Origin of the sequence: Flavobacterium sp. LS1P28 (assembly GCF_003970335.1) — a bacterium.
Taxonomy (GTDB): Bacteria; Bacteroidota; Bacteroidia; order Flavobacteriales; family Flavobacteriaceae; genus Flavobacterium.
In genome coordinates, this window is record NZ_RYDI01000001.1 from 265786 (window position 1) to 279454 (window position 13669).

At 33.8% G+C, this 13669-nt stretch carries 13 protein-coding genes; 9 read left to right on the top strand and 4 right to left on the bottom strand.

Annotated elements, in window-relative coordinates; all coding sequences use genetic code 11:
- Position 1: 1 nt before the first annotated feature.
- Genes EKL97_RS01100 through EKL97_RS01110 form a run of 3 tightly spaced genes read left to right on the top strand, consistent with a single transcriptional unit; the run spans position 2 to position 3684 of the window.
- Positions 2 to 1312 (top strand): MATE family efflux transporter, encoded by a 1311-nt coding sequence (locus EKL97_RS01100; RefSeq protein ID WP_158614906.1) that lies wholly within the window; start codon positions 2 to 4, stop codon positions 1310 to 1312.
- A 31-nt stretch (positions 1313 to 1343) separates the two neighbouring features.
- A complete protein-coding gene (locus EKL97_RS01105) occupies positions 1344 to 2408 on the top strand; it encodes a hypothetical protein (protein WP_126567823.1) in 1065 nt (354 codons plus the stop codon).
- Positions 2380 to 3684 carry an O-antigen ligase family protein gene (locus EKL97_RS01110; protein WP_126567825.1) on the top strand — a complete coding sequence of 435 codons (1305 nt, stop codon included), beginning with the start codon at positions 2380 to 2382 and terminating at the stop codon, positions 3682 to 3684. Before EKL97_RS01105 ends, EKL97_RS01110 begins: the two co-directional genes overlap by 29 nt.
- Here the strand turns inward: EKL97_RS01110 and EKL97_RS01115 are convergent.
- Positions 3620 to 4726, bottom strand: coding sequence for a glycosyltransferase (locus EKL97_RS01115; RefSeq protein WP_126567827.1), 1107 nt, complete (start codon positions 4724 to 4726; stop codon positions 3620 to 3622). The genes EKL97_RS01110 and EKL97_RS01115 overlap by 65 nt on opposite strands.
- 290 nt (positions 4727 to 5016) lie before the next feature.
- On the opposite strand from EKL97_RS01115, the gene EKL97_RS01120 reads away from it, so the two are divergent.
- The 3 genes from EKL97_RS01120 to EKL97_RS01130 all read left to right on the top strand — a co-directional run bounded on the left by EKL97_RS01120 (position 5017) and on the right by EKL97_RS01130 (position 8258).
- Positions 5017 to 6000, top strand: coding sequence for a UDP-glucuronic acid decarboxylase family protein (locus EKL97_RS01120; RefSeq protein ID WP_126457769.1), 984 nt, complete (start codon positions 5017 to 5019; stop codon positions 5998 to 6000).
- Between the two features lie 120 nt (positions 6001 to 6120).
- Positions 6121 to 7473, top strand: coding sequence for an exopolysaccharide biosynthesis polyprenyl glycosylphosphotransferase (locus EKL97_RS01125; protein ID WP_126567828.1), 1353 nt, complete (start codon positions 6121 to 6123; stop codon positions 7471 to 7473).
- Between the two features lie 2 nt (positions 7474 to 7475).
- Entirely contained in the window at positions 7476 to 8258 is a 783-nt protein-coding gene (locus tag EKL97_RS01130; RefSeq protein WP_126563527.1) for a glycosyltransferase family 2 protein, read from the top strand.
- Here EKL97_RS01130 and EKL97_RS01135 read toward each other — a convergent pair.
- Positions 8242 to 9552 (bottom strand): phenylacetate--CoA ligase family protein, encoded by a 1311-nt coding sequence (locus tag EKL97_RS01135; protein WP_126567830.1) that lies wholly within the window; start codon positions 9550 to 9552, stop codon positions 8242 to 8244. The two genes, EKL97_RS01130 and EKL97_RS01135, sit on opposite strands and share 17 nt — an antisense overlap.
- A gap of 132 nt (positions 9553 to 9684) precedes the next feature.
- On the opposite strand from EKL97_RS01135, the gene purD reads away from it, so the two are divergent.
- The gene (purD, locus tag EKL97_RS01140) at positions 9685 to 10959 is read left to right on the top strand and encodes a phosphoribosylamine--glycine ligase (RefSeq protein ID WP_126457773.1); all 1275 of its coding nucleotides are present in this window, start codon (positions 9685 to 9687) and stop codon (positions 10957 to 10959) included.
- A 27-nt stretch (positions 10960 to 10986) separates the two neighbouring features.
- Here purD and EKL97_RS01145 read toward each other — a convergent pair whose 3' ends face one another.
- Positions 10987 to 11217 carry a DUF6341 family protein gene (locus tag EKL97_RS01145; RefSeq protein WP_126454980.1) on the bottom strand — a complete coding sequence of 77 codons (231 nt, stop codon included), beginning with the start codon at positions 11215 to 11217 and terminating at the stop codon, positions 10987 to 10989.
- A gap of 143 nt (positions 11218 to 11360) precedes the next feature.
- Between EKL97_RS01145 and EKL97_RS01150 the strand changes: the two genes are divergently transcribed.
- A complete protein-coding gene (locus tag EKL97_RS01150; RefSeq protein ID WP_126561356.1) occupies positions 11361 to 12290 on the top strand; it encodes a DUF6427 family protein in 930 nt (309 codons plus the stop codon).
- On the opposite strand, the gene upp is transcribed toward EKL97_RS01150, so the two are convergent.
- A complete protein-coding gene (gene upp, locus EKL97_RS01155) occupies positions 12285 to 12938 on the bottom strand; it encodes a uracil phosphoribosyltransferase (protein ID WP_126454984.1) in 654 nt (217 codons plus the stop codon). The genes EKL97_RS01150 and upp overlap by 6 nt on opposite strands.
- 86 nt (positions 12939 to 13024) lie before the next feature.
- Here upp and EKL97_RS01160 point away from each other — a divergent pair, with 86 nt between their 5' ends.
- Positions 13025 to 13630, top strand: a complete 606-nt coding sequence (locus tag EKL97_RS01160) for a DUF4254 domain-containing protein (protein ID WP_126457775.1) — start codon at positions 13025 to 13027, stop codon at positions 13628 to 13630.
- The last annotated feature ends 39 nt before the right edge of the window (positions 13631 to 13669 follow it).

Below are 13669 nucleotides of genomic sequence, written 5' to 3' on the forward strand. Positions count from 1 at the left end.
TGTGTTAAAAACAATTCGATACTACTTACTTACAACAGTCCAAAATCCTGTAGTTCGGCAAAGTTTACTAACCTTATTGATTCGGGTTTTTGGTGTGGTTCTTTTATTTGGTTTTACTTTGTTTTTAACTCAAAAATATGATCCTAAACTAGTTGGGCAATATGATTTTGTGCGTACGTTTCTTTTCGCAATCGGTAGTATTTGTTTGCTAGGATTTGACCAATCCATATTGTATTTTAAAGGGCGTTTGTATCCTAATTATTCTTTAGGCCATTTGAAGAAAGTATATTTAAAAATGGTTTTGATGCTGTTTTTAGCATCCTTACTTTTATTTCTTTTTTTTGTACTATTGGACGCTTCTGTTATTACACAATTTTTTGCTGATAATGCAACTTATTTCCTTCTATTCAAAGCCTCCGCAGTTATGTTTTTTTATGGACTTGCTATTCTAAACGTTGAGGTTTTTAGAGCATTAGAGGAAATAGTAGTAGCTGAATTATTTCGAAATGTTTTTAAATACTTGCCTATTATTGTTCTGGCTGTTTTATTAGTTCAATGGCAATTAGAATTGTATTTAGTGGATGCTCTATTGTTGAGTTTTGTTTTTTTGGGAATTGTTACTACAGTACTAACTTTTTATTTTTTTACAAAAAAAACAGCTATTTGCACTACGGATTGTTTCTCAGCTCGAGAGATTATCACTCAATCTTTTCCCATAGCCGTAAGCGGAATGGCTATTTTTTTGATGATGAGTTTTGACATCTTGTTTTTAAAAAAATACCAAGGTTACGCAGCAGTTGCTTTTTATTCGGTGGCGGTCAAGTTAATGACATTGTTGTCTGTTATTATTTTGACAATAAACATTACCGTTTCGGCATCTATCGCAGCAAGTTTTTCGAATAAAGAAATTGAAAAAGTACAGCAAATAGTTCAAAATAGTTCCCGATTAATTGTAGCGATTACGCTACCCGCAGTTATTGGATTGCTTATTTTTCCGGAGTTTGTTTTGAATTTTTTTGGCCCCAATTATTTAGCGGCGAAAGAGGCATTAGTAGTATTGGTTTTGGGACAAGGTTTTTGTGCCTTTTTTGGGTCGGCTCCTGTTTATTTAAACATGACTGGGCGGCAACGAATTTTTCAACGTATTGTTTTGGGCGCTCTTGGCCTTAATTTTATTCTCAATTATTGGTTAATTCCTTCCTATGGAATGTTAGGAGGGGCAATCGCTTTTTCGGCGAGTGCAATTTTTTGGAATTTTGGAACAGCTCTTTTTGTGTATTACAAAGACGGGATTAAGTTGTTTTTGAGTTAAGTTTGTCACTTCTATTTTCAATCAGAACTAAATGTCTTTACTCATAAAAAAAAATAAAGTAGCTTTTTTACTCCTTGTGGGACTCAATCTATTTGTGGCCTTTGCTGCGAGTTTTATTTTACCGAAACGTTTTTTTTATGATGCTGCTATAATTGCTTATGATAATGGTAACGAAATTGGTTATTTTGGAAGTTACCCATTGACTATTTTGTTTTATAAAATTACAGGTTTGCGTTATTTGCCTTTTTCAATAATTGCATTGATTCAGTTTTCCATTTTAATGGGTATTTTGTATAAAATAGGAATTCCAAGTACGTTTGAGAAAGTTACAATTAAGAATATTTTGGTGTATTTTGCTTTCATCATGATTGCGATTTTTATGGCAATGCCTTCCAAGGAGTTTATTACTTTTTTGTACCTCTCCGTGATCGTTTTCTTATTTCAAAATAAGCATTTTACTTTTCAGACTACCTTATTTATAGCCTTGTCTCTTTTTGTGTTTTTTGGAGTTATCTACAGGCCTTATTTTGCGCTACTGCCTATCGTAGCCATGGGAATGTATTGGGTTACTTGTGTCAAGATTCCGAATCGTACTTTTGCAACTCTTTTTTACGGAATTGTAATTGTAATTTTTTTGTCATTGAGTTATGGCTTTGTACAAGGAGAATTTCTTTCAGAGCAAAGCAGAGAGCTTATAAATAGCGCCCGATTAGGATCTGTTGATGCTAATTCAAGCATTGTTTCACCTGTAAAAACAGACACTTGGTATGGTGAAATCATAGGGATTTTGTATGGTTTTTTTACTGTAAATGTACCCCTTAATGGGTTGAAGCATATTTTTTCTCCACAAATTTTGTTATTCGTAATTTGGCAATTATTTCTGTTTTATATTTTATTGGTTCGATTGGCACGTTGCATAAAAGATAAAAAAAAATATGTTTACGAGTTATGGATGCTTCTTTTTATATTTTCTTTTTTTATCATTCAAGGGGTTTTTGAACCTGATTTAGGATCAGCGATTCGTCACAAAATGGGTGTTTTCCCATTAATTTATTATGCTCTTTATTATGACCATTTCCGAAAAGCAGTTCAATAAAGTTTTCTCTTTTTTTTTGGTGGCGATAGCTTGTACGCTAATTTTCAGGAAGCCTTGTACTTGGTTAATTTTTGCTTTCGCTATTTTTAATATGTTCTATTTCAAGAAAATAAAGTTATCTAGAAAGGCATTGATTTTAGCCATTACAATCGCGTCGCCTTTTTTGTTAGAATTATTGCTATTTTGGAAAAATGATTCTTTTGCGCAAGGTATTAAATCTTTAGAAAAGACAGTCTCTTTAGTGTTATTTCCACTAATTATTTTGGGAAATTACAAACGCATTTCATTTCAAAAATTGTTACAATTTTATGTAAATAGTACCACGTTATTAATGATTGCTTTTGTGTTGCGTTTTGTATTTGTTTTTCCGGAGCATATCACTAAGTATTGGCATGGAATTCACCTATGGGAAATGGGCTATGTTTTTGCAAATTCTATCGGAATTCATGCTCCAGCTCTCAATATGCACTTGGTTTTTGTGAGTATTTCAGCCTTGTATTTGTTAATGCAAAGGTGCCAATCGAAAAAGAAGATTGGACTTGTGTTTATATCCTTTTTGATATTTGTAATCTCTTTTTTTGTTGTGCTTTTAGTTAATACTCGAATGGCTTTATTCAATGTTTTAGTTGGGTATTTATTGGTATTGTTTTCGTTTTTTGCAGCACAATTTGACCTAAAAAAGGTATTGCTTTATACTGTAGTTATTGGTGGTGTAGTGTGTGGGGTTCTTTTTCTCTTTATTCAAAAAAATTCGTATATGAAAGAAAAATATAGCACGGTAACTTTTGCTTACATGGACAAAGTGGGGAAGCTTGACGAAATTGATCATCCCGAAATAAAGGTTTTTAATTCTCTCGTAACCAGAGTTTCTATCTGGCAATCGGCTTGGGAATTATCTTTGCAACATTTACCTTTTGGCGTTGGAGCTTCGGATGGAAAACCAGAATTAGTAAATTATTATAAACAAACGAATCAGTATTTTTTAGCAAAATATGCTTTTCCTACACACAATCAATTTTTAGACTCTTTGTTGAAGTTTGGTGTTTTAGGGCCGCTAGTGGTTTTGCTTTTTATTGGAACGATTGGTTATCTGGGAATCGATTTAAAAAACGCATTAATTTTTGCTTTCTTTTTTCTTTTTTTTACTTCGAATTTGACTGATGATTTTTTATTGCGTTTCGACGGAATTACGTTTAGCGGCTTTTGGTTTTCTATTTTTGGAAGTTTTTGGCTGCAGCAAAAAAGTAACGTTCATACAACTTCTGAAGTGCTGTGAAATTAATTGTTGTATTAAATAAATCTTTACATCTTGTTTTGCCCTTGTTGCCAAATTGAGCTCTAACTTTTGAATCTTCAAGGATTTTGAAATAGAGCGATAACTCCGATAATTCTTGGTATAAAAAGCCAGTCTCTTTGTGAACAACGGTATCTTTATTGCCATTTATTTTAGTCGCAATTATTGGTTTTTGTAATGCCATAGCCTCAAGAACCGCGATAGGTAATCCTTCCCAAAGTGAGGTTTGAAGATAGATATCTAAAGCATTTATTTGCTCGTACACCTGTTTTTTTTCTATAAACCAACCTGTAATTTTGATATTTGGGGCAGTAATTTTATCGCGTTCTTCTCCATCGCCAATCCATACAAATTGATACTCTGGAAATTGCAAAGCAATGGCATTGAATTGTCTTGGATTTCTAGCCGCAGTAATCCTCCCTGCAATTCCTATGGTTAGTTTTGTATTATCAACGGCTTGTGAATAGTTTTCGATGGCAGAAATATCTATTCCATTTCTAATCATTTCTGCTTTTCCTAGTTGTTTTGCCATTTCAAACTCCGAGTCACCACAAGCGATGGTGATTCCTCCGAAAATTTTCTGAAAGAATTTCTCGATGTACCAATATCCTTTTTTGGCCATAGTAGAAATATCGGTACGCAAAAACGCATATCCGTGCGGTGTATAAAAAACGTTTGGTTTTGGGTTCAAAAAACTGCAAGCGATTCTCCCTAAAACTCCTGCTTTAGAAGAATGTAAATGGACTATATCAGGTTTGATTTTTTGAAGTTCAAAGACTAATTTTTGTAATGCTTTAAGGTCTGAAATGAAGTTTATTTCTCGCCTCATCTCAATTTTGACAGTTGGAATAGTAGCAAATAATTGGGTTACTTTTTCTGGGTCAATCTCTTTGCGATTGTCACTGTATAGGATGGAAGTTTGTACTTTTTGAAGAATGATTTCTTTTTCGAAATGATGGGTTAGATCTTCAAAATAGGTATAAATGCCTCCGCCTAATGCTTCAATTATATGTACAACTTTCAAATGTTTGTTTTTTGCGTGGGAAACAAAAATAAAGTATTCTTTTGCACTTTTACAATAAACGGAGATAGAATTGATGTAAAATTAAATCCGAAAAAGCAATTTGTTGTTCCTTAGCCCCGGGAGGAGCGGTATCCTTTGTTTTTTCTTTTAAAAAGCAAAGATATAGTGGATCACGGTACGATATGTCCTAGAAAGCCTTGTATTTCTTGCTTCGAATTTAAAAAGAAAGATGCGGTTTGTGGGTGAGTTTTCTTCAAATCAATTACATTTGTTACGTTTAAATAATTACTATGAAAAGAATACTTATCACCGGAGCCGCAGGATTTTTAGGATCACATTTATGTGACCGTTTTATCAAGGAAGGCTATTTTGTTATTGGAATGGACAATCTCATAACGGGAGATTTAAAAAATATTGAGCATCTTTTTAAATTAGAACAATTCGAATTTTACCATCATGACATCACTAAGTTTGTCCATGTACCGGGAAATTTAGACTACATCCTTCATTTTGCCTCCCCGGCAAGTCCTATAGATTATCTAAAAATTCCAATTCAAACCCTGAAAGTGGGTTCTTTGGGAACGCACAATTTGTTGGGATTGGCCAGAGTAAAAAATGCACGAATTCTTATCGCATCCACTTCTGAAGTGTACGGAGATCCATTGGTTCATCCGCAAACCGAAGAATATTATGGTAATGTGAATACCATTGGACCAAGAGGGGTTTATGACGAAGCAAAACGTTTTCAAGAATCAATCACTATGGCATATCATACGTTTCATGGCGTCGAAACCAGAATCGTTAGAATCTTTAATACGTATGGGCCAAGAATGAGACTTAATGATGGCCGTGTTATTCCAGCATTCATAGGTCAGGCGATTCGCGGAGAAGATTTAACCATTTTTGGTGACGGGATGCAAACGCGTTCGTTTTGTTATGTAGACGATCAAGTCGAAGGAATCTACAGATTGCTGCATTCGGATTATGTTTATCCGGTCAACATTGGAAATCCGGACGAAATTACGATCAAAGATTTTGCCGAGGAAATCATAAAACTAACCGGAACCAATCAAAAAGTGGTGTATCATCCCTTACCCATAAACGATCCGTTGCAGCGTCAGCCAGACATCACAAAAGCTAAAAACTTGTTGGGATGGGAAGCTAAAGTGGGTCGCACCGAAGGAATGAAAATCACCTATGATTATTTCAAATCGTTATCTAAAGAAGAACTTTCTAAAGAGGAGCATAAAGATTTCTCAAAATATATCTTTTAATTCAACGATTTTAAAACAGTTTAAAAAGCCTAAGTTTAGGTATGAAAATTCAGCATCAGAGTAATTATGGATTATAGTAGTAAAAGAAGAGTATTACACTTTTTCTAATCAGATAAATTTGTGAAAACCAAAACGGGAAGGTATTCAGGTTACATTCGCCCTTTTTCATTTGTAATAGACTTGATCTTTATCAATGTGCTTTCGGTATACTTGACTGACTTTCCTGTAAATAAGGTTTTTTATTCCTTATTTATAAGTGCCAGCTGGTTTATTATAGCGGCCAATCTTGGGTTTTATGAAGTATACAGATACACAAAATTGATATCTATATTAAACTGTGCTTTAAAACAAGGTGTTTTATTTACCCTTTTTTGTCTCGTCTTGGCTTTTTTTGACTCTGAAAATTCCAGTTTTCAAAGAATTGTTCTCTTCACTTCAGTTTCGCTGTTCTTAATTCTAATCATTAAACTGTGTATTTATTATTTTCTAAAAAGGTACAGAGTGCTTTTTGGCGGTAATTTTAGAACTGTAATACTGTTAGGAAATTCTAAAAGTGTGGAGCCATTACAACAGTTTTTTACTAAAAATCCAGATTATGGATACAAATTAGAAAAAGTTTTTGACTTGAAAAAAGATAAAGTGCGAAAGCTTAGGGAGAGTTTTGCCTTTGTTTTGGAACACAAAATAGATGAAATGTATTGTTCGATGAGTGATTTGACGCAAAGTCAAATTAATGAAATTGTATATTTTGCTGACAATAACCTAAAAACATTAAAATTTATTCCGGACAAAAAGCAGATTCTTTCCCGGAACTTTACTTTTGAATATTACAATTACATTCCAGTAATTTCCTTGAGAAATATCTTGTTAGACGATAGCCTGAACAAGGTGATCAAACGGGTTTTTGATATTTTATTTTCGGTTGTGGTGATTCTAGGGTTGTTATCTTGGCTTACCATAATTCTCGCAATTTTTATAAAATGGGAATCCAAAGGGCCTTTATTTTTTATCCAAAAAAGGAACGGATTAAATTATAAAGAATTCAATTGCTACAAATTCAGATCGATGGAATTAAACGATGAAGCTGATATAAATCAGGTTTCTAAAAATGATATTCGGGTAACTACAGTAGGTCAGTTTATACGGAAAACAAGTATTGATGAGCTGCCACAGTTTTTAAATGTACTATTTGGCGATATGTCCGTTGTAGGTCCCAGACCCCACATGGTAAGTCATACCGAAATGTATGCGCTGAAGGTGGATAAGTTCATGGTACGCCACTTTGTAAAGCCAGGAATAACCGGACTTGCTCAAACCAAAGGATTTCGTGGTGAAGTCGAAACAGATAAAGATATTATCAACAGAGTAAAATTTGATATTTTTTATTTAGAAAATTGGTCTATTTTATTAGATATTAAGATTGTTTTTAACACAATATACAACACCATAAAAGGTGATGAAAAAGCGTATTAATAATGGAAAAACCACTTGTATCCATAATTACGCCTTCTTTTAATTCGGAAAAATTCATCACTGAAACCATTCAATCCGTGCAAAATCAAACCTATAAAAACTGGGAAATGATTATTGTAGACGATTGCTCTACGGATCAAACGGTATCTATAGTTGAAGAAATCACAAAAAAAGATAGCAGAATCCACCTTTTTAAACTTATAAAAAACTCCGGAACAGGAATTGCCAGAAGTACCGCTTTGGCCCAAGCTAGCGGGAAATTTATTGCTTTTTTAGACGCGGATGATTTGTGGAAACCCGAAAAACTAGACAAACAACTTGATTTTATGAAAGTGAATAAGCTTCCTTTCACATTTTCATTTTATGATTGCATAAACGAAGGGGGAAACCTGTTAAACAAAAGAATTGAAGCGCCATTGCATCTTTCCTACCAACAGTTATTTTTTTGTAATTATATAGGGAATCTAACGGGAATCTATGAAGCTAATTACTTTGGAAAAATCGCTGTTTCCCCCATTCGAAAGCGTCAGGATTGGATACAATGGCTTACAGTACTCAAAAAAATAAAAACTGCACAGCCCGTTCCGGAAAGTTTAGCTTTTTATCGCATCCGAGAAAATTCTATTTCGGCTTCTAAAATGGAGTTAGTAAAGCATAATTTTGCCGTGTACAGAACGCATCATCATTTGAATTTAATTAGCGCAACACTTTGCATGGTTGGGTTTTTATTTACGCAGTTAATTCTCAAACCACGGTATTCCAAGACCATTAAAGCATCGATTTAAATTGCTTCAATTTGCCTCGATTGCTTCTTTCTAAACTTTTTTTTCGGATAAATATAAAATTCAAATTCGGTTCGAGATATTGTTCAATCGCCTTTTTAATTTTTTCAATTTGTTCCAAATTTAATTCGGTTTCACTCACATATTCAATTTCAAAAGTATCTATTTTGGTTTGTTTTATCAGAAATTCATTCACGTTTCCGTCGTCCTCGATGATGCTTTTTGTCACATAATAAAAGGTAAGTCCAGGTGATTTTTTCCCGCTGGGTAAAATGGCAACATCATTGGTCCGGCCTATTAATTGCTTGAGAATGGGTTTCTGTAATGTGCTTTTTTCGTCTAGAATTCCAAGATCGCCAATGTCATAGCGAATAAACGGATGCGCTTTGTTGAACAAGGAAGTAATCACGATTCGGCCTGAAGTACCATTTGGAACAACTCGATTATTTTCATCCAAAATTTCCATAAATAACGTTTCTGAATTCACTTGCCATTCTCCTTCTTTATTCTGAAAAGCAATCAAATCAAGTTCTGATGCACCGTATTCATTGACAATAGGAATGCCAAATTGTTTTTCCAATAGGAGTTTATCTTCTTCAAAAAGCATTTCAGAAGTTACCATGCACACTTTCAAACTCGGACAAATTGCTGATAATACGATGTTTTTCTTTTGTAAAAATTTAGCAAACAAAACAATGGAACTTGTATACCCATTGATATAATCGAATTTTTTAGTTCGAAAATGATTCAAAAATCCTTCTAAAACAGCATCTGATAAATCAAAAATGGAGAACCGAAACCGATGGCTCAAAAAATCCTTGAAACGTTCTTTTTTGTTGCCAATAAAGTTCATTGGAATTCCATAAAAACGCGCTTGATAGGAAGTATTAAAATCAATTTCATACCAGCCAAAACGATACATGTTTGAAGCCCAAGTCAACGCATGGCAGTATTTGTCTTTGGCAAAAATAAAAGGAGTTCCGCTGGAACCAGATGTTTTATTGATGTAACTGTTTTTAGCGGAATAGCCTTCCGAAAGCCGTTCCTTTAAAGGTTTTTGTAAGTTTTTTTTATTTAAAATCGGTAAGTCTTCCCAGTTTGTAAAAGTTGTATTTCCAACTAAATCTTTGTAAAAAGCATTATTTTGCAAATGAAAATGGACAATTTCCACTTTTTTATTTGCAACGAAAACTTCAAGTTCTGTTTCAGAAAAGGCTACAATTTTTTGCAATTCGGCTTTAGCCTCCTTCATTGGAAAACCATTTAGCTGCAACGATAAGTCGAAAAGTGGGAGCATTTTAAAGTGATAATTCATCAAAAATAATATTTACCAACAACTAATGACAGACAACGAACAACTTTTTAAAAATTAATTATTTTTTACGTACAAAAGCAATTATTTTTGCACTACAACTAAACACAACTACACATGATAATTTTACTACTGGGTTCGGGCGGAAGAGAACATGCTTTTGCGTGGAAAATGATTCAAAGTCCGCTTTGTGATACACTTTTTGTAGCACCAGGAAATGCTGGAACAGCTTCAATAGCTACTAATGTGGCTATTAGCCCAACTGATTTTGAAGCTATAAAAACGTTTGTTCTTCAGGAAAAAGTAGCAATGGTTGTGGTAGGACCAGAAGATCCTTTGGTAAAAGGGATTTATGATTTCTTTCTAAACGATGCTACATTAAGTCATATTCCGGTTATCGGTCCATCAAAAATGGGGGCACAACTGGAAGGAAGTAAAGAATTTGCCAAAGAATTTCTAATAAAACATAATATTCCAACGGCTGCTTACGATAGTTTTACTGCTGAAACAGTAGAAAAAGGATGTAAATTCCTAGAAACATTGCAACCGCCGTATGTTTTGAAAGCAGATGGTTTAGCTGCCGGAAAAGGGGTGTTGATTATTCAAGATTTGGCAGAAGCCAAAGAAGAATTAAGAAATATGCTCGTGCATCAAAAATTTGGTGCCGCCAGTTCTAAAGTCGTTATCGAAGAATTTCTGGACGGTATAGAATTAAGCTGTTTCGTTCTTACGGATGGAAAAAACTATAAAATCCTGCCAACTGCCAAAGATTATAAGCGTATAGGTGATGGTGATACAGGTTTAAATACAGGCGGAATGGGAGCCGTTTCTCCAGTTCCTTATGTTGATGCTGTTTTGATGGAAAAAATAGAAACACGCATTGTAAAACCTACAATTGACGGTTTCCAGAAAGACGGAATTGCATATAAAGGCTTTGTTTTTATTGGATTGATTAATGTAAAAAATGAGCCAATCGTAATAGAATATAATGTGAGAATGGGTGATCCGGAAACTGAGGTGGTTATACCGAGATTGAAAACGGATTTAGTAGAATTATTTTTGGCTGTAGCCAATGAAAAACTAGACGAAATTAATCTGGAAATTGATGAAAGAAGTGCTACTACCATTATGGTTGTTTCCGGTGGATATCCGGAGGAATTCGAAAAAGGAAAAGTAATTTCAGGATTAGAAACCATTGAAGATTCGATTGTTTTTCACGCAGGAACTACACTCGATAACGGAAATGTAGTTTCTAACGGAGGAAGGGTTTTGACCGTAACTTCGTATGGAAATGATTTTGAAGAAGCCATAAAAAAATCCTACCAAAACATAGACAAGCTACATTTTGATAAGATGTATTTTAGAAAAGATATTGGAAACGACTTAAAATAGTTTCCAGTTATCGCTCATTTTTAATTCTTATTTTAAGAAAGAGTGAGCGGTAGTATCTTGTTTTTCTGTTCCTGCTTCTTCAAAAATTTTCAATTGTTTGATCCAATATACCATTGCTGAGGCACAAATAATCATGAAAATCCAGTTAATTGTGTTTGCAGCAAACCAAGAGGTAAGCTCTAGTGAGCGTAAAAAGTCTAGAGGAGCAAATAAAATATTTACAAATAAGTATTGTATTCCTTCGAAAAATGCTTTCATAATGTATAAAATTAATTTTAGTAGTTGTCTTTTGGGAACTCTGACGGGTAAAAATTCTTATTTAGAAGAATCTTTTTGAACTTACAGGGTTTGCTTTTTAAACAAGTATTATATTTACGAACACAAAAGTATAAAATATCCGTATGATAACAAGTATTTTTAGAAAATCTACACCATTAAATTTTTCATTGGTCGTAATTTTGATGCTGGTTTTCTTTTCTATATACCAATTTCAAGATTTATCGTGGGTGAATTCCTTTTTTTCGATCCTAAATAAAGCAGGATTGTTCTGTTTTGTAGTGGCTTCAGTTTTTATTACCGATTTTGTGGCCAAAAAAAACGGATTGAGCAAAGACAGTACCTACACGATTTTTTTTTACTTTTTGTTGTTGCTTTTTTCCCCAACTATATTCGACAATACAAATCTGATTATTTCGAATTTCTTCATTTTATTAGCCCTACGTCGATTGATTTCATTGCAGTCCCTGAAAGCTTCTAAAGAAAAAATATTTGATGCCTCATTGTGGATTTTTCTGGCTGCTTTATTTCATTTTTGGAGCATAATCTTTATCGTATTGGTTTTTATATCTATAATTTTTCATGTTTCCAGAGATTATAGAAACTGGATGTTGCCTTTTATTGCTTTTTTTATTGCAGGAATTATGTTTCTGCTTTTTGCAACAGTTTTCAACCTGAATGTGGTTGATTACGTTTTGAAAAGTGTAAAAATTAATTTTAAAATTGATTATTTCACTACCAATTATCAAAACGGCGCCTTGTCTATTTATGCAACAATCGCGCTATTTTTTCTGGTTTCGATGTTTGCCACATTATCTAACAGGCCACAATTGGTGCACACTTCTTTCAAAAAAATTGTTGCTTCGTTTTTTATTGGGGTACTTATTTTTCTGATTTCATCAAATAAAAGCAGCGACTTATTAGTGTTTACATTTGCTCCTTTGGCCATTATGGCAACCAGTCACATTGAACTGCCTCAACTTAAACTAAAACAGGAAATGGTACTATTTGTGCTTATTGCCTGCAGCTTGTTTGCTTTTTTTACGCAATTATAGCTTTTCACCGTAGGCTAAATCACCTGCATCTCCTAAACCGGGAACAATATAACTGTGCTCATTTAGCTTTTCATCTAATGTAGCGACCCAAAGATGACAATTTTCCGGTAAATGTGCTTCCAGATGCGCGATGCCTTCCGGAGCAGCAATAACGACCGCAATGTGAATCTCTTTAGGTGTGCCTCTCTCCATCAATTTATTGTAAACCGCAACGATAGATTGACCAGTGGCAAGCATAGGATCTACTAGTACTAAATTTTTGTTGTTGATGTCAGAAATGGCCTCGTATTGCACAAGTATATCAAAGGAATCATCATGGTTTGGATGGTGCCTAAAAGCAGAAACGAAACCATTTTCGGCATAGTCAAAATAATTCAGAAAACCCAAATGTAATGGCAATCCGGCCCGTAGAATGGAACATAAAACCAATTGATCCTTGATTTCAGTGGTTTTTTTAAGGCCTAATGGTGTTTTGATTTCTACACTTTTATACTGTAATTCTTTACTCAATTCATACGCCATTATTTCACCAATACGTTCAATGTTTCTTCGGAAGCGCATGCTGTCATTGTGAACGTTCACATTTCTAATCTGCCCTAAAAAATGATTTAGGACGCTGTTTTCCTCTGATAAATAATGGATTTGCATGGTCGTATTTTTGTAATTAAACTTATAGTTATTTTTATATGGTATAAAAGTATAAAAAGTATCTTTGTCTTTTAATATTTAAAGATATGTTTTCAAAATTAGCGTACTCCGTATTCGAACAAAGTATCAACGATTATCATCAATTTGATAATGTGGATCAGCCCATAAATAATCCTTTCCCAAAGGATAAATTTGAACATTTGTTGTATCACAAAAACTGGATTGACACCGTGCAATGGCATTTTGAGGATATTATTCGGGATCCAAATATTGATCCGGTTGCCGCTTTGACCTTAAAAAGAAGAATCGATGCTTCTAATCAGGAACGTACCGATATGGTGGAATATATTGACAGTTATTTTCTTCAAAAATACAGTGCTGTAAAAGTAAAAGACCAAGCAAAAATCAACTCCGAAAGTCCGGCTTGGGCTTTTGATCGATTGTCGATTTTAGCCTTAAAAATTTATCACATGAATGAAGAAGCTACTCGTACAGAAGCTTCACAAGAGCACAGAGATAAATGTCAGGCTAAGTTGAATATTTTATTGGAACAAAGAACAGATTTGTCAACTGCCATTGATGATTTATTAACAGACATTGAAAATGGCAATAAATTCATGAAAGTGTACAAACAAATGAAAATGTACAACGATGATGATTTGAATCCTGTTTTGTACCAAAACAAGAAGTAATTTAAACCCTCTTTTGTCAAAAAAAATCCAACATATAGC